The organism is Rummeliibacillus sp. G93, from assembly GCF_023515935.1.
In the GTDB taxonomy this organism is placed as follows: domain Bacteria; phylum Bacillota; class Bacilli; order Bacillales_A; family Planococcaceae; genus Rummeliibacillus; species Rummeliibacillus stabekisii.
Genome location: NZ_CP097314.1, coordinates 1,767,582 through 1,783,821 on the forward strand (window position 1 = coordinate 1,767,582; position 16,240 = coordinate 1,783,821).

General features: G+C 34.2%; 23 protein-coding genes and 1 riboswitch. Of the genes, 6 read left to right on the plus strand and 17 right to left on the minus strand.

The window, feature by feature from the left end; genetic code table 11:
- The first annotated feature begins 34 nt into the window (after positions 1–34).
- Genes liaF through M2M59_RS08810 form a run of 3 tightly spaced genes read left to right on the plus strand, consistent with a single transcriptional unit; the run spans position 35 to position 2,380 of the window.
- Entirely contained in the window at positions 35–727 is a 693-nt protein-coding gene (gene liaF, locus M2M59_RS08800) for a cell wall-active antibiotics response protein LiaF (protein ID WP_147193345.1), read from the plus strand.
- Positions 724–1,770, plus strand: a complete 1,047-nt coding sequence (locus M2M59_RS08805; RefSeq protein ID WP_249774349.1) for a sensor histidine kinase — start codon at positions 724–726, stop codon at positions 1,768–1,770. Before liaF ends, M2M59_RS08805 begins: the two co-directional genes overlap by 4 nt.
- Entirely contained in the window at positions 1,745–2,380 is a 636-nt protein-coding gene (locus M2M59_RS08810; protein WP_249774350.1) for a response regulator transcription factor, read from the plus strand. Before M2M59_RS08805 ends, M2M59_RS08810 begins: the two co-directional genes overlap by 26 nt.
- 102 nt (positions 2,381–2,482) lie before the next feature.
- Here the strand turns inward: M2M59_RS08810 and M2M59_RS08815 are convergent, their stop codons facing one another.
- From M2M59_RS08815 to M2M59_RS08860, 10 genes are all read right to left on the minus strand, one after another.
- Positions 2,483–2,857 (minus strand): DUF3997 domain-containing protein, encoded by a 375-nt coding sequence (locus tag M2M59_RS08815; protein ID WP_147193342.1) that lies wholly within the window; start codon positions 2,855–2,857, stop codon positions 2,483–2,485.
- Positions 2,858–2,926: 69 nt separating this feature from the next.
- Positions 2,927–3,142, minus strand: coding sequence for a helix-turn-helix domain-containing protein (locus tag M2M59_RS08820; RefSeq protein WP_066787531.1), 216 nt, complete (start codon positions 3,140–3,142; stop codon positions 2,927–2,929).
- A 10-nt stretch (positions 3,143–3,152) separates the two neighbouring features.
- A complete protein-coding gene (locus tag M2M59_RS08825; protein ID WP_147193341.1) occupies positions 3,153–3,629 on the minus strand; it encodes a DUF2975 domain-containing protein in 477 nt (158 codons plus the stop codon).
- 160 nt (positions 3,630–3,789) lie between these two features.
- Entirely contained in the window at positions 3,790–4,140 is a 351-nt protein-coding gene (locus tag M2M59_RS08830) for a DUF2200 domain-containing protein (protein WP_147193340.1), read from the minus strand.
- Positions 4,141–4,436: 296 nt separating this feature from the next.
- Positions 4,437–5,207, minus strand: coding sequence for a GNAT family N-acetyltransferase (locus M2M59_RS08835; RefSeq protein WP_249774351.1), 771 nt, complete (start codon positions 5,205–5,207; stop codon positions 4,437–4,439).
- 444 nt (positions 5,208–5,651) lie between these two features.
- Positions 5,652–6,182, minus strand: coding sequence for a GNAT family N-acetyltransferase (locus M2M59_RS08840; RefSeq protein WP_147193338.1), 531 nt, complete (start codon positions 6,180–6,182; stop codon positions 5,652–5,654).
- A 15-nt stretch (positions 6,183–6,197) separates the two neighbouring features.
- Positions 6,198–6,626, minus strand: coding sequence for a GNAT family N-acetyltransferase (locus M2M59_RS08845; protein WP_249774352.1), 429 nt, complete (start codon positions 6,624–6,626; stop codon positions 6,198–6,200).
- 168 nt (positions 6,627–6,794) lie between these two features.
- Complete coding sequence (locus M2M59_RS08850; RefSeq protein WP_249774353.1) at positions 6,795–7,535, minus strand: PHP domain-containing protein; 741 nt, start codon at positions 7,533–7,535, stop codon at positions 6,795–6,797.
- Positions 7,536–7,573: 38 nt separating this feature from the next.
- Positions 7,574–7,804, minus strand: a complete 231-nt coding sequence (locus M2M59_RS08855) for a hypothetical protein (RefSeq protein ID WP_249774354.1) — start codon at positions 7,802–7,804, stop codon at positions 7,574–7,576.
- 11 nt (positions 7,805–7,815) lie between these two features.
- Positions 7,816–8,598: an MBL fold metallo-hydrolase gene (locus tag M2M59_RS08860; RefSeq protein WP_249774355.1), complete on the minus strand. Its 783-nt coding sequence runs from the start codon at positions 8,596–8,598 to the stop codon at positions 7,816–7,818.
- Positions 8,599–8,859: 261 nt separating this feature from the next.
- Here M2M59_RS08860 and M2M59_RS08865 point away from each other — a divergent pair, with 261 nt between their 5' ends.
- Complete coding sequence (locus tag M2M59_RS08865) at positions 8,860–9,456, plus strand: GNAT family N-acetyltransferase (RefSeq protein WP_249774356.1); 597 nt, start codon at positions 8,860–8,862, stop codon at positions 9,454–9,456.
- Between the two features lie 51 nt (positions 9,457–9,507).
- Here M2M59_RS08865 and M2M59_RS08870 read toward each other — a convergent pair whose 3' ends face one another.
- The gene (locus M2M59_RS08870) at positions 9,508–11,145 is read right to left on the minus strand and encodes a catalase (protein ID WP_249774357.1); all 1,638 of its coding nucleotides are present in this window, start codon (positions 11,143–11,145) and stop codon (positions 9,508–9,510) included.
- Between the two features lie 382 nt (positions 11,146–11,527).
- Here M2M59_RS08870 and M2M59_RS08875 point away from each other — a divergent pair, with 382 nt between their 5' ends.
- Positions 11,528–12,067: an ECF transporter S component gene (locus tag M2M59_RS08875; RefSeq protein ID WP_249774358.1), complete on the plus strand. Its 540-nt coding sequence runs from the start codon at positions 11,528–11,530 to the stop codon at positions 12,065–12,067.
- Positions 12,068–12,091: 24 nt separating this feature from the next.
- Here M2M59_RS08875 and M2M59_RS08880 read toward each other — a convergent pair whose 3' ends face one another.
- The 5 genes from M2M59_RS08880 to M2M59_RS08890 all read right to left on the minus strand — a co-directional run bounded on the left by M2M59_RS08880 (position 12,092) and on the right by M2M59_RS08890 (position 15,454).
- Positions 12,092–12,955 carry a pyridoxamine kinase gene (locus M2M59_RS08880; RefSeq protein WP_249774359.1) on the minus strand — a complete coding sequence of 288 codons (864 nt, stop codon included), beginning with the start codon at positions 12,953–12,955 and terminating at the stop codon, positions 12,092–12,094.
- A 142-nt stretch (positions 12,956–13,097) separates the two neighbouring features.
- On the minus strand, positions 13,098–14,231 hold the full coding sequence (locus M2M59_RS08885) for a DUF4145 domain-containing protein (RefSeq protein WP_249775996.1): 1,134 nt from the start codon (positions 14,229–14,231) through the stop codon (positions 13,098–13,100).
- Positions 14,232–14,555: 324 nt separating this feature from the next.
- Positions 14,556–14,639, minus strand: a complete 84-nt coding sequence (locus tag M2M59_RS16525) for a putative holin-like toxin (protein ID WP_223823582.1) — start codon at positions 14,637–14,639, stop codon at positions 14,556–14,558.
- 258 nt (positions 14,640–14,897) lie between these two features.
- Positions 14,898–15,032: a hypothetical protein gene (locus M2M59_RS16475; RefSeq protein ID WP_256467855.1), complete on the minus strand. Its 135-nt coding sequence runs from the start codon at positions 15,030–15,032 to the stop codon at positions 14,898–14,900.
- Between the two features lie 218 nt (positions 15,033–15,250).
- Positions 15,251–15,454, minus strand: a complete 204-nt coding sequence (locus M2M59_RS08890; RefSeq protein ID WP_221297921.1) for a DUF3797 domain-containing protein — start codon at positions 15,452–15,454, stop codon at positions 15,251–15,253.
- Positions 15,455–15,588: 134 nt separating this feature from the next.
- Here M2M59_RS08890 and M2M59_RS08895 point away from each other — a divergent pair, with 134 nt between their 5' ends.
- The gene (locus M2M59_RS08895; protein WP_147193330.1) at positions 15,589–15,780 is read left to right on the plus strand and encodes a hypothetical protein; all 192 of its coding nucleotides are present in this window, start codon (positions 15,589–15,591) and stop codon (positions 15,778–15,780) included.
- 40 nt (positions 15,781–15,820) lie between these two features.
- On the opposite strand, the gene M2M59_RS08900 is transcribed toward M2M59_RS08895, so the two are convergent.
- Entirely contained in the window at positions 15,821–15,970 is a 150-nt protein-coding gene (locus M2M59_RS08900; RefSeq protein WP_184117471.1) for a hypothetical protein, read from the minus strand.
- Between the two features lie 133 nt (positions 15,971–16,103).
- Positions 16,104–16,204, plus strand: a riboswitch (purine riboswitch).
- The last annotated feature ends 36 nt before the right edge of the window (positions 16,205–16,240 follow it).

Here is a 16,240-nt window from a genome sequence, read left to right on the forward strand (position 1 = left end):
TTTCTTATTTAATTAACTGGAAAGGAGGCAACCAATGACCCACCTTTCAACTAAAACACTTACAATGCTTGGTATTACGGCCTTTTTGCTAATTTTTATTGAAGCTACTTTCTTTGGAAATGGCAGTATAATGTTTGCCATTATAGGTGCTTTTTTTATGTATGTCAGCATACGCAGAAAGCGCAAATGGCTGTTTTGGTTAGGTGTCATTTTTTTGGGTATTGCCCTACTCTCAATGTGGAGCTTACGCCTAGTTATCATCGGAGTGTTATTATACCTTCTATGGAAACTTCGAAAAGGTGATGAATTTCATATATCTGTATCTAAACAACCGGCAGAACAAGCGAACTCATTTATTCAGAATAAATTATTTTCATTTCAAGGTACACCTATTGAGTCATACGAATGGCAAGATGTACATATACAAAGCCTTGCCGGTGATCTGCTGATTGATGTGACTCAGACTGTTTTACCTAAAGGGGCTTCATTAATATCTGTACGGCAAGGCTTTGGAAAAGTGAAAGTACTTGTGCCTTATGAAATACCTGTACGCCTGCATTATTCTACGTTTATCGGTGATTTGCATTGTATCGGACAAAGTTATCCTAGAGTTTGGAACGATACGATTGCCGTTAGAAATGGTTATGAGTATGCAGAGGATTCTTCGGCTGAACTCATCATCACGGTTTCCACATTATTTGGGAATGTCGAGGTGATTCGCCAATGACGAAATTTTTAGCCCGAACAATGAGCTTGTTTTTCGGAGAAATAATTATTTTCTCGTTTATTTTCTTTATTCTTTTTGATGGCCATTTCACTCAATGGAAAACACTTTGGGAAGAAAAGTATTGGAATTTGCCGGTCGCTATTCTATTCCTTATTCTGCTTTTTGTGATTAGCCTAAGCATCTCTATAGGGGGTATATTCATCCTTCGCCAGCAGAGTAAAACGTTTGAAAATGCACTTCATAATATTGAAAAAAGTGATCCTATCCCGCCTAATTGGAGTGGCCCCCTTTCAATTCAAAAGTCATTAAATGAGATAAGTGAATTGATAGCTACTCAGCGTAAAAGCTTGCAAAAGCTGACAAATGATAAGGCAGTTAACCAAGATCAGCTCATTCAAGAACGTATTGTACAGGAAAGGCACCGACTTGCCCGGGAACTTCATGACTCTGTTTCTCAACAACTTTTTGCAGCTTCTATGCTACTTTCGACCATTAATGAAACAGCAGGAGATGCAACACCATCAACTAAAAAATTATTAAAGCAATCGGAAGAAATTGTTCAGCAAGCCCAGCTTGAAATGCGGGCACTATTACTTCACCTTCGTCCTGTTGCATTAAAAAACAAATCGTTAAAACAAGGGCTAGAGGAATTGCTAGCCGAGTTACAGCAAAAAGTTACGTTCAAAATGCACAAACGATTAGAGGAAGTGTCCCTCTCTAAAGGTGCAGAAGATCATCTTTTCAGGATTGCTCAGGAGACACTTTCCAATACTTTACGTCATGCAAAAGCAACCGAAATGGAGCTGCTTCTTGTCGAACGAGATCAGCGTGTTATTTTCCGTGTTCAAGACAATGGAATCGGCTTCAAAACAACTGATGAAAAAGCCGGCTCATATGGCCTTCACAATATTGAAGAGCGTGCAGTCGAAATCGGTGGAACATATAAAATTGTCTCAGTACCATCGCAAGGTACGGTGATTGAAATTCAAATTCCAGTGGAAAAGGAGGTTATCTCCAATGATCAAGATACTGCTAGCCGATGATCACGAGATGGTACGAATTGGAGTATCAGCATATTTGCAAGCACAACCTGATATGGAAGTCATTGCTGAAGCTGCTAATGGAGAAGAAGCAGTTCAATTAGCTTTGAAGCATCGACCAGATATTATTTTGATGGATATGGTGATGCCAATCTTATCAGGGGCTGAGGCCACTAAAGCTATAGTGAATGAATGGCCTGACGCTAAAATTATGATTGTCACCAGTTTCTTGGATGACGACAAGGTTTACCCAGCATTAGAGGCCGGCGCTATTAGCTATTTATTGAAAACAACTAACGCCAAGCAAATCGCTGATGCCATTCGAAGTACTTTCAATGGCACGCCCATCTTAGAACCAGAGGTTACGAGTAAAATGATGGCAAGAATGCGTCAAAAACATGATCGTCCACTTCATGAAGAATTGACTGAACGTGAACATGAAGTATTATTGTTAATAGCACAGGGTAAAACAAATCAAGATATTGCTGATGAACTTTTTATTGCCTTAAAAACTGTTAAAACACACGTTAGTAATATTCTCTCCAAATTAGAAGTACAAGATCGCACCCAAGCTGTTGTTTATGCATTTAACCATCACCTAGTAGAAGCTTAAAGCTCTTACATATCAAAACCCAAGAATCATTTAATTTCAGATCCTTGGGTTTTTGATTTTTTGGGCAAATTGTGTCGCTATCGCTGAGAGAATACTGGCTTTTCATCTCAAAGAATCCACATCTTTCATTTTTACGTTTATATTATATTTTTTTAACTTAATTTTAAACTCATTCTTATTTAGAAATTTTTCTTTATTTCCTGTCTTTATATTGATTATCCAAAAATATAACTCGTTACCTTCTAAATCTTTCTGTTTAGCAATTACATAGTTTTTGTTCCAACCCGCTTTAATTATTTCAGTAGGAACTACGGCTGGCCCCCACCCAATATCAGTTTTGTGAGCAATGGTGATTTCATGTCCAGAAGTTCTAATGATGGAGTAATTCCCTGGCAAATCAACATCATAATCAGCTAAGCCTGCACAACCACTAACTAATAACATAACCCCAAAGAATAGAATAACTTTTTTATTCATTTTGATAAAACCTGCCTCAGATAACCAATATTTATTTATATTCGAATATTAATTAAAAGCAACTGCTGTTTAAACTTCTTCATCACTTTTATATTCAAGAATATCGCCAGGTTGACATTCCAATGCCTTACAAATTGCGTCTAAGGTTGAAAACCTGATTGCTTTTGCTTTTCCATTTTTCAGTATTGAAAGATTCGCCATCGTAATGCCTACTTTCTCTGAAAGTTCAGTAACACTCATTTTCCTTTTAGCTAACATCACATCAACATTTACTATTATGCCCATTACTTTCACCTCAGACTGTTAAATCGTTTTCTGATTTAAAATATACGGCTTCTTGTAAAAGCTTTTGCAAAACTGCTGCAAAGACTGCAATTACTAAAGAAGCAAAAATTGGTACCATCCCCATGACAATCAAACCTGGAGCGTCATCCTTTTCTGCAATAAGATAAACGAATGGCATGATGACTACATATAGAAAACTGATAGTAACGGCACAATACTTTATACTCTTTAAAGCATTAATAGATATCTGAGAAAAAGATTGATTCTTATCAATATAATTTAACAGACAATATGATTTAAACAGAGCCAGATAAAATGGAATAGCTGATACAAAAATCACTACCAAAACAGGATATAACATACCGCTGTAATCGGGATTCACTGGATTATTTGGTAACCAAGACACTAAATAAATACAGAGAGCAAGAACTGGAATTCCCATCAAGAAAATAGCAATTTTCAAAAATAATGTTGATCCTGTTTTCAAAAAGAACACCTCACTTTTTTATTCCTCTCTAAAAAACTAACACATAATTTATTGAAAAACAATAAATAAATATTATATTACATTAAATAAATATCGTTACTTTAATATTAAAACAAATAAAAAACCACCAAATTGGCGGTCTTTTCATCCTTATGAGAACTCATCCGCGTAAAATTTTCCCCAACGCTTTCCCTTTAGCTAGCTCATCAATCATCTTATCTAAATAACGAATTTCTTGCATCAATGGTTCTTCAATATCTTCTACTCTGATACCGCAAACTACCCCTTTAATTAATCTTCGTGCTGGATTCAAATGAGGGGCTTTTGCAAAGAATGTCTCAAAATCCGAGCCTTGATCCAATTGTCCTTTTAGCTCTCCCTCGTTATAACCTGTCAACCAGCAAATGATTTCGTCAACATCTTTCTTAGTCCGACCCTTTTTCTCTGCTTTATTAACATAATGAGGATAAACACTGGCAACGCTCATTGTATATATTTTATGTTTAACCATAGTATCTCTACCCTTCGCTTTTATCTAAATATTTTTTCTTGTATGTTAAATACAGCACACTAATTAAATTTCCCGCTACTGCCAAGATACCATAACCTTCTAAAGCAATTCCTCTTTCAGCTGAATAGCTTAATCGTTACTATTTTTCACTTTTTTCTTTCGACTAATCCAAAATATTGTTAAAAAAAATGCAAGAATAAAACAACCAGCTAGAATGAGAGTGGAAGTATCATACAGAAAAAAGTAAGCATTTTTTACTTCGTACATGTTAATCGCTCCTTTAAACGTGTTAAATTCTATGTAAAAATTGAATATTTTATAGGGTTAGTAAATCCTAACTTCTTTGCTAATTTTATAGATGTTGTATTGGATATATCACAATCCCATCGAGGAATTATATTATTTTTCAAACTATGGTTAATAAAAATCTTAGCGATAATTTTCGCTAACCCTTGTCCTCTATAGTCGTTATGAGTAGCAATATCAATTTCCGCAAATTGTTCAGAAGCAAAAATTGACGTGCATTCGCTAATTACTTTTGCATCATGGAGAATAGCAAACCCAAAGCCCTTCTCTTCATAATTGCCAATAGATCCCCAGTACGCCTCATAATAATTCTTATCAAATTCCTGGCTATTCTCTATTACTGCTGAGTTTATCTTTTTTAGAGAATAGTTAATAGGTAATTTGATTACATTGGCTACTTCCTTGTTAGCATCATAATTAAATGAAAATCTGACCAAATGTCTTATTTCTTTTTCAAACTCCCCCATTATTACTGAATCCCATATTTCCGAAGAAGTAAAGAGGGTGAATCGTAAGCCTTCTTCTTTCCTTCTTCTATAAAGATTAAAAAGAAAATTATTAAATTCTACGTTTTCTGTTGCACCTACTATAGAATAGATACCTATTGTTGTTTCAAAAAGGACTGTTTGATGCAAATGAGAATCTGCATAAACTTTCCCTGGAATGTATCCATCCAATATTGAATAAACAAACGTTGGACATCTAGTGCCATTTAAATTTATTTTTACATTTTTATATTCATTTGTATCTAGTATGATCATTACCAATAAACCCCTTCAAATATTGTCAATAAATCACTTCAATATTCATTCAACATATCTTTTAATATAGCATAATTAAAATGGTATACATCTTAGTCAAGGGATATATTATAATCTATTTTGTTAATATTAAAAATGTTTAATTTAAACCTAGGAACATACATAGTAACGAAAATACTTATTGAATAGGGAATTAACATGTTCATTAGGAGGTGAATAGTCTTGAAGAACTTTCTATTCTATTGTCGAATATTTTTTCTTGTTACTCTACTGTTGCTTTTCTTAACAAATGTTATTAGCCCACGTACTTTTAAGCAATAATAGTCGGGATAGTTGTATTTGTTGTAATTCCTGCGATTATTAAATCACTGCAGAATAGGGAAAAAAGTCTGGGCAATAATTGATCAAGGCTCGTTATTGTTAAACTATAATTTAGTTAGGAAATCACTCTATGTGAAGATTCATAGTTTTCTTAGATAACTCCCAGAAATATAAGTCCTCAGTTTCTTTATATAATCTCGCTCCATTTTTTTCTAATACTTTGTGTGAAGCTTTATTTTTCTTTTCCGTATCAGCAATTACACGTTTAACGAGAGGCTGATCTAAAATCCAAGACGCTAATATCTTAATTGTCTCTGTCATATATCCCTTCCCTTGGTAACAAGGGAAGGTGAAATACCCAATAATAACCTCACCATTTTCATCGGGTAACCCTTTTAACATAATTCCTCCTATAATAGAATTTAGCTCCTTGGATATTATGAGCCAATTTGTATGCCAATAATAGTTTGAGGAATCTATCAATACTTTAGATAATCTATATTTCATCGCATCTTTTATTTCTTCATCCAAAAGTAATTCACTTTTTTCCAAATGGAAAACATCCTGTAGCTTACATATATCATCAATAAATAATCTTAAGCTTTCAGCGTCTAATGGTACAATCCTTACTCTTTCTGAGTCTAGCTCCTTCATCTTATACGCTCCCTTCTATGTATTTAGAGGTTTTCTAAACGAATAGCAAAATTTATCAAAGTTATTTTTATCTTCATAAAATCTATGTGCGTCTAATCGAGCTAATCCCGATTCTAATGCAATATATATGCATTGATGTTTTAGAGCTATTTCTTCTAGATATGTCATCATTGCATTTCCGTATCCCTTTGATCTATCTGAGGATTCTGTTACTAAATCATATAAAAACAAATGTTTTTTGTTATAAAAATTTGTTTGGATTTTAAAGCCAGCTATAGCTTTAATAACTCCGTGATCAGTAAGAGCTATCATTTGATACCCCTCACTTTGCATTACTTTAAATAGACTTATACAGTCCTTTTCGCTTATATCTGTACGGAGTTGAGTTATTAATGGGAATGTTTCAAGTAAATTCTCGTTATCAATCTTTTTAAAATTATACATTTTAAAATCTCCTTATTCTGAGAGGGAAATTCTTATCTTGCCTCACATATAATTATTGTAAACACCTTTTTCCTATCTTCAAACGATTTAGCGAACCAAACCGCTTTTGACCCTACCATCTTTTTTATCGTATGTCTTCTTATGCACTGAATAGCGTTCTTCCCTGCTTTAATGCAATTTTTGAGGTTTTACTTTTTCTTCTGGCAAATATAAATTGGTTAATTGATTAAATTCGTATTTTCCTATTGAGATTGCACCAGCTACATCAAATCCATTAGTACCTCCACTTACAAAAAGGCCAAAATCATCCTCTACTATATCTTCAAGAATTTCAGCTTCTGTCAAAGTACGCCTAGGATCGTAAACTTGAACTCCACATAAATTTAAAGCCTTCAAATAATTTAACATCTCAGAGCTTATGTTCTTTAAAGGCAGATAATTAAGGATAACTAAACCTTCATTATATCGTATCCATTCGAAAAATTCAGTTATGGATCCATGCATAGGTCTAGCATTAACTGTTGGAGTCTTTTTCAGTGGTAAGTATCCTAGTAATTCAATATTGATATCTTTAAAATTAGTTTTATAGACATAAACCATAATCACTTCTAGTTTTCCGCTTTTTAGTTTATTAAATTCCCTTACTATTTCAATTATAGAATAATCTTCACATAACAACCCAATATGCTTTAAATTAGATTCCTGATCTATTTTTAGTAATTGATTAAGTATTTCATTATTAGAACCATTTAATTTCACAGTTAAATCAGCATACTGCGAATATACAACAATGTTGCAGGAAGGAAATAACAACTTAAACTGCAAATTATATTCGTTACCATGATCAGCAGTATGCAAAAGATTTCTCATATCATTTGATGTAAAACCATATTCTTTACGGAATTCCAACTTAATTTCTCTTAATTTGTGTGAAGCTCCATGACCTCTTACCAGAAAGGAAATAATTTCACCACTAGATAAATAATCAGCATACTCATCCATATTAAATGGAGAGGAAAAATGAGATAGAATATCTTTTTTTGTAGTTGAGCCCTTTTTTCAAAAACAATCTCCAGGTTGTTTTTTCCTAATTCTCTTTTAAAACTGTCGTATACCTTTGGCTTAATTACTCCATCCGGTTTTAAAATAGCCAAACCATAATCCATACTATTGTCCATTTAAAACGCCCCTAAAAATGAATACTGAACCCGTTAAATTGGTGGATACCTGTACCAAATTTAACAAGCTTATTTGCCCACAAATACTCAACTGCCAATTTTACTTCTTCTAAAATTTTAGGTTTGAGTCCTAATGTGTTATGTGATCCGAAAACGATCGTGACATTTGGAATCTTTGATATTTTATCTAACGAGTTGACTAAATCTACAGGGTTGGTCGATGGATAAAAAGCATATATTGGTGTTTCATCATATAATAAATCTCCTGTAAACAAATATCCATTAGTTTCATCAAAAATCGAAAGGTGACCCGGTGAATGCCCAGGCGTATGGTAGATAACCAGCCTTCTATTCCCTAACTCGATTACATCTCCATGATGTAATAAGCCTGTTGGTTCTCCTTGGTATGGTTTATATGTTACTGCATCAAATGTTTTAGGGGTAGGTAATGTTATACCTCTGCTTATATCTTTTCGTATCTGCTCAATAGACAAGCCTTTAATACCATTCACTAACCAATCTTTATCCCCTTCATGGACAAAAATATGTTCAAACTCTCCATGGCTTCCTATATGGTCAGCATGGACATGTGTTGTAAGAACTTCAATTGGTAAATCTGTTAATTGGTTTGTAATTCTTTTTATATTATCAATTCCTAGTCCTGTATCAATAAGTACAGCTTTATCATTACCTAACAATAAAAATGAATGTACTTTCTCCCAGTGTCCATATTCGCTAATTGCATATGTATGTGTATCAATCTGTTGCACAGTAAACCATTTATCGTTCAGCATAACTAAGCCTCCAAGTTAATTTACATGTATTCTTTATAACATTCGTTTGCTTATACACCAAATCCTTTAATTTGTGATACTAAATGGATTTTATATTAACACCTCGTAAAATCTTAATATTCTGATATAATTAAAATAACTATAAGTAAAGGGGGCGTTATATAATGAAAAACTTAAATACAATATGCGGGGTACATTACTTGTAAGGGTTCACGTATAACTGCCCTATAAACTGCGTGGTCCTTAAAAACGGAGGAAAAATTGATAATTAGAGACTATATCAAGCGAGATGAAACTGGTTGGGTAAGATGTCGTGCGCTTGCATTTTTGCAGACGGCTTATTTTGATAATGTTTTAGCGAAGAAAGAACACTATCAAAATCCATCTATTGAGCTAGTTGCAGAGCATGATGGGCAAATTGTTGGTTTGATTGATGTTGAATATGCAGAAGAGCAAACGGTATGTTCTCGCGGTGAAGGTTTAGGGGGAATGATTTGGCATATCGCCGTCCATCCTGATTTTTACCGACAAGGGATTGGACAGCAACTACTCGTTGCAGCTGAAAATAGAGCGATGAAATTAGGGTTAAATCGTTTGGAGGCATGGACTCGCAATGATCTTTGGGTACAAAACTGGTATAAAAAAATGCAATTTAATATTGTAGATTCCTATTATCACGTTTATTTGGAAGAAGATGAGTTGCATTCCCACATTAAAAGCTGCATACCTGATTTATACTTAGTAAATACTTTCGCTCATTATGTAGGGGAAAATATCGAACAATTTAAAGATAATAAGCGGATTCATGAGTGCGTTTGTTTTGAAAAGTTTATTTTTCTACCCATTAATAATTCCTAAATAAAGCCTCCCTACACCATAATTGGTGTAGGGAGGCTTTATCACTTTTATTTAATATGGATCAGCTTTATGGCTCTTATCTACAGCTTCTTTTGTAGCTTCATTAGCAGCTCTAGTGCCTTCCCCATATTTAGAAATTCCCGCTTCTCGGCCAGGAAGTTTTGTTTCAGTTTGTTTTAACTCTTTCATTTTTTCTTGAATACCTTCTTTAACACGACGACCATAATCTTCATCGGCTTGTGAAAAATGTTCAATCATAGCATCTTGAATTCTTTTGTCACAAATAGCAAGCGCATTAGATAAGTTGTTGATGAGCTCATCACGTTCCCAATCTTTAAAACTTCGGTAAGTTTCGCCTGCTTGTCCATAGTTATTTGGTCGGTCAATTGGCTCGCTCATAACTTGAGCATTATAAGATGGACGATGTTGTATACGTTCCTCTTTGCTTGCCTCTTTAAAACCACCAAGTACTGATGGCTCATAATTAATGTGAGGATTTTCACCAGACTCTTGAGGATCTCTAGTATCCATTTGGCCACGTTGCTGGTTTGTATGCACAGGAACTTTTGGTGCATTGACATCTAATTTAAGATAATTCGACCCGATACGGTAACGTTGTGTGTCTGAATAAGAAAATGTTCTGCCTTGAAGCATTTTATCATCAGAGAAATCCATGCCATCTACTAGAACACCTGTACCAAATGCAGCTTGTTCAATTTCTTCATGGAAATTAACCGGATTTCGATCTAATACCATGCGCCCAACTGGTTGCCATGGGAATTTGTCTTCCGGCCAAAGCTTTGTATCATCTAAAGGATCAAAATCAAGTTCTGGATGATAATCATCCTCCATAATTTGAACATATAATTCCCATTCTGGATAATCTCCACGCTCAATTGTCTCATATAAATCCTGCGTTGCATGCCCTACATTTTTACTTTGAATTTGATGTGCTTCTTCTTGTGTTAGATTTCGAATACCTTGCTTCGGTTCCCAATGGTATTTTATTAATACTGCTTCGCCTTTTTCATTCACCCATTTATACGTATTAACACCAGAACCTTGCATATGGCGATATGTTGCTGGAATTCCCCAAGGAGAGAACAAGAAAGTAATCATATGTGTAGCTTCAGGTGTTCTCGCTACAAAATCAAACATTCTTTGTGGGTTTGGCACATTTGAAGCTGGATCTGCTTTAAAGGCGTGAATCATATCCGGAAACTTCATCGCATCACGAATAAAAAAGATCTTTAAATTATTGCCGACCAAATCCCAGTTTCCATCTTCTGTATACATTTTCACAGCAAAACCACGAGGATCGCGTTCAGTTTCAGGTGAGTCCTTAGCACCTGCTACTGTCGAAAAGCGAACCATCAAAGGTGTTCTTTTACCTTTACCAGAGAATACCTTTGCTCTTGTATATTTCTCAACTGGCTCATTCCCTACTTTACCATATGTCTCAAAATAGCCGAATGCACCGCTTCCTCTGGCATGTACAACACGTTCTGGTACTTCTTCACGATCGAAATGTGATATTTTTTCAATGAAGTGGTAATTTTCAAGTGTTGCTGGACCTCTGTTACCAACTGTTCGGATATTTTGATTATCCGTTACAGGATGACCTTGCCGAGTCGTTAATGTTTCGCGCTCTACTTCTTGCTTTTTATTTTGTTTTTTATTCTCAGACAAACCTATTACCTCCTTTTACTTCTACTTCTTTTCTACCCCTTCTCCCCAAAATTTATACCAAGTAACTCATTTTTAGTTAATTTAAAAAAGGAACTACGACAATTTAGTAGGATATATAGTTTCGTGTTAGTGTCTAACTTTTTATTAGCATAAGTAGACTATCGAGGTTTATAGTATTTATAATTTTAAAAAATTATTATATAGCTGTTTATTTTTAGAGGTTTTCATATCGTACTGACCCCTTTAAATTTTTGAAAATTGATACTTTTAAAAAGATCAACCATTTGATAATCTTATTTACAGTTCAGTTTATTAAATAATTTAAAGAATTCAGCTTTTTTATTTTTAAGGTGATAGCTGAGGATTTATTAGGGGGAAAAGTATGCAAAAAACTATGGGGCATTCCACAAATAGAATTCGAACGTTTGATTTAATTACAAGTGCCATGTCAATAGCTTTAGTTTTCGTAGCCACCATGCTACTAAATATAAAGTTGCCGATTACAGCAAATGGCGGGTTGGTTCATATCGGTACAGGCATGCTATTTATTATTTCCATTTTATTTGGCCCAAAAAAAGGAGCAATTGCCGGCGCTTTTGGGATGGGACTGTTTGATTTGGTTTCAGGCTGGACGCTTTGGGCACCAATTTCCTTTGTTGCACGTGGCTTACAAGGTTTTATTGTAGGCAAGATCGCTTGGTCAAGAGGACGAAGTGGTAACAGCTTAATGCTCAACCTTATTGCAACGATTATTTCCATGCCTCCAATGATTGCTGTTTACTTTATTGGTGAAGGCTTCCTTTATGGAAATTGGATTGCACCAGCCGCATCTATTCCTGGAGACATTGTTCAAAATGCTATTGGACTACTTGTATCCATTCCGGTCTGTATGTTCTTAAAAAAAATACCAACATTTAAATGAGAACAAAAAAACACACCTCTAGCACTAGAGAGGTGTGTTTTTTTTAAGAAGCATACCTAAAAATTTTTCAAAGTTAACTCCAGCTATTTTGGGGACGTCTTCTCTTGAAGTATCTTGTATGGCAGCAGCTAGAAACGATTCTGCAAGATGTACTGAATCACTAAGATGATCTCCTCGCATTAACCCACCCATAATGACCGAAGCAAACAAATCACCAGTACCCGAATAACTTAATCCATTGTACGGCATAGCTTTATAGTTTATTGCTTCTCTATCTATGTACATATTCCCAATGAAGCGGCCTGTCCCCTCGTACTTAGGCGGAGTAACTCCAGTAATAATTACTTTAGCTCCGGTTACTAGTTGTAGGTTCTTACCTGCTTCTTCTAACGCTTGTATAAAATCATCATTTTGATAATTATATAATTTTTCATAGGATAAACCTGTTAATAAACAGCACTCTGTAACATTTGGTGTGATAACATACGCTGATTTTACGAGCTCTCTCATTCTAGATAGTAAATTATCGGTATAAAGTTTGTAGGCTGTTCCCCCATCTCCCATCACTGGATCTACCAATAGATGTGTATTTTCGGTTTGAAATTTTTCCAAGAATTTAAAAATATGATCTATTTGTTTTCTTCCGGTGACAAATCCTGTATGTATACCATCAAATTTCGCATCCATACTGCTCCACTCTTCAATAAAGTGAGGAATCTTATCTGTAAAATCTTCAAAGAAAAAACTAGGATAATCTGTTTGTGCTGACAATATAGCTGTTGGCAAAGGACAAGCCTGTACGCCCATTACAGAAAGTACTGGAATAGCAGCAGTTAGTGAGCATTTGCCGAAAGATGATAGATCTTGTATGATTGCAACCTTCTTCATATTGCCTCCCTACTTAAAACAAAAAATTGTAAGTATAAGTAGTATATCATTTTCACTTATCATTGGTAATTAAACTAGCATTAAAAAAGATAGCCCAATGTTCTTTTCTCAAACAATTGGGTTATCTAACTTAAAACTTTTATTACAGTGCTGCTTTCTGAATGTTTTTTTGCTTTTCAATCAATTGATTAAATAATTTTTCAACCGTCCCCTTACCAACCTTATCATATTTAGTTAAAATCACTAATTCCTTTGGGAGCTGACCTACTGTACAAATATCATCCTCATTTAACTGCCTGATAAGTTGAGGAATTCCTCGAAATTCGTTGTTTGAAAGCTTGATAATAGAAAGTTCGTCAGTTATAACAATGTACTGGTCCTTAAAAAATAAAAATAATTTTCCCTCGTTTTCCATTTGGACTCTTCTACGCTCTACTTCTTCTTCAACAAATACTTTTAAATCCTTAAAAAGGTTTTCTATATTCTGCTCTTGGTTTCTTTTTAAATGTTGCTTTAAATCATTTAAATTACTAGGCAGTTCACTCATCACACGGACCTGTTGCTCTGCACCTAAGCGGATTAAGAATTTCTCTGCATGAGGAAATCGCTGTGGCAACAAATAAATATCTCTAAGAAAATAAGGTATATCAATTTGCTGACCCTGATAGGATATTGCTCGAATAACTCGATCCTCGTCTCCTTGTACTTCTTCTTCCTCTTCTTCTTTTCCTTCTTCTCTTTCTTTTAGCGACATAAGAAGTTCTTCAAGTGATTGTAATCTATCTTCAATTACTTCTGTTGCAGATTGGTTTTGATTTGTCGGTAGCGGATCTTGATAAGGGGGGACTTTAAATTTTGCATCTACATATGTGTCCACATACCATTTGATAATTTTATATAGTGCTTCCCATGATAATAAGGCTTCAGAGAATCGGAATGCTCGGGTTTCATGTGCTGCTTGGTTACCCATTTTCCTCACATGGTGTAAGGCATTGCAAATGTCTTCTGCCAAGCACCCTTTATGCTGTAATAAATTAATTCTGTCTAGCAGATTATCTGCTGGTTCTTCAAACTTTTTAATTTTAATGGCTTGCTTCAAGATGTACTCCGATAACACCCTAGAATGAGTCAACATCATGCGTGGACTATTGAAAATTGTATTTTCTAGTTCTTTAGCCAATTGAGCCATTTTGGGTGAAATCGGTTCTAAAAATGCATAAAAATAAGAATCTGCTTCATTTTCTTTATCATTGTATTCCTCTATACGTTCTAACATCACAAGACATACACATCCTATCTTTTATCTATGGTCGAGTTAAAATCACTTTTCAAATTTCATGTCTTTCTCCTTTTCATACCATCTTTAGTTAAAAACGAAACTACCAATCGATCAACAAGACATCTACTATTGTGAATGTCCGGACACAAAACTTGAAATATAGTCAGTATACTCGTATACTAAAAGTAGAACTGCATATATTAAAAAGACCGCCGATGTTGGAGCATCGGACGGTTAAATAGATGATAGTTGGTTCCCGGTAGGGGGGATTAGCTCATTTAGGATATGACAACCCATCAGAGCCGTTAACTCAAGGATGGGTTATTTTTTATGGTTAAATGACAGAATTGTAATGATTAAGGTAGCGAATGCAATCGCAAACGTTAATGATTCATATACCGTCATGGCATCACCTCCTTGTACAGACGATGCCACACGTTATGGACAAATTAGTCTGATCTATTTAGGAGCAAGCCAACCACCCTTGAGTACCGTACTATCTATCAACATTATACCAAACATACGTTCTTTTTGCTATAAAATCGTATTATTGAAAATAATTTATTTATTTTAATTACAAATATCCCATTTTACTTATTCTTTTTATCGCTTTTAACCATAAAAAAGCCGCTCATATGTTATACATTAAGCGGTTTACTACTATTAGATATGTAATTCAATTCCTAAATATTGTTTCAATTGTTTCCTTATAATATCATCCCCTATACTATCACCATTTTTCACTTCTCTCGATAATACTTTTGGATCAAACAATCTCATTCCACCTGAATGTAACAATAATATCTACCTCTTTTAGAAAATAATTATTTGTATGTACATATTTTATAGCTTCCCAAATAGGAATAAATTCCTTTTGAGAAGCTAATTTACAACTAAACTTTTGAAAGTTGATTACTGAGTTTTCTGCCATTATTTAATTTAGAAAAAACATTTTATGTATTTTTTAATTATTACAACATTCAACGCATTTACTTTGGCTTGATCGTTTTGATTATTTATAACTTTTCTATCTCAACTTTGGCTTCCCATCCACACTTGCATGTTCTTTCAAATTTACCCTGTTTGTTATTGTATTTCATTGTTCCATCTCTCCCGCTGCTTCCTACACTTCCGCACTCTGGGCATATTTCGTAATCGCTCACTAATTTCTTAATCAAATTTAGATTATCATATTCTGCTTCTTTGTATTTATAACTCATTTTCTGTCCCCTTCCCTCTTCATATACCATTTAGCATATGCAATACTGGCTAATATGTGAAAAGAGAGCGGCAAAAGGCTTAGCATAAAATGAAGGAAAAAGAGCAACTTATTTTATGTAGGAGGTGATCTAACATGCCAAAAAAGTGTGGTTATAAAGCAAAGAATAAAAACAATAATAGCCAACTGCCTAATGCTAAAGATTACCGAAATACTAATTCTCCGTATAATAGTCCTGACAACTTCCGTGAAGAATTTGCGGCTGAATGGAGAGAAAAAGCCATTGCTGAAATCAATAAGCAATCGGATGAGAGAGTAAACAAGTAATACTAGAAGCCTTAATGATTTTCATTAAGGCTTCTAAATATCATTGCAAATTTTGGCTTGCAACTTCAATGGCCTTTTCCTTTTTTTCCTTAAACGTCATCTTTTTTGGCACTTTTTCTTCCTCTATAAATTCATTACTGTATTCTTCTTTCCCCTTGTTATGTTGCTTGTTGCCTTTTTTATTTACCATTAGAAAACCTCCTATCAAAGCTTATCTTGTATTTATTTTCATCATTTATACATTATTCAACTTCGACATTATTCGATAAATTTTGCAGCTTATATTGACGTATACATTAAATCTTGATATTATCTTTCTATTACTTTTAAAACCTAAATATCCTTGTATAAGTTCAAGAATAAGGCTTGATCGTTTCTACCAGCTACCATAAATAGCTTGTCTACAAGGAATATCAAATAAATGAAATAATTATTTTTTATTCCTTTGTAGATGACTTTG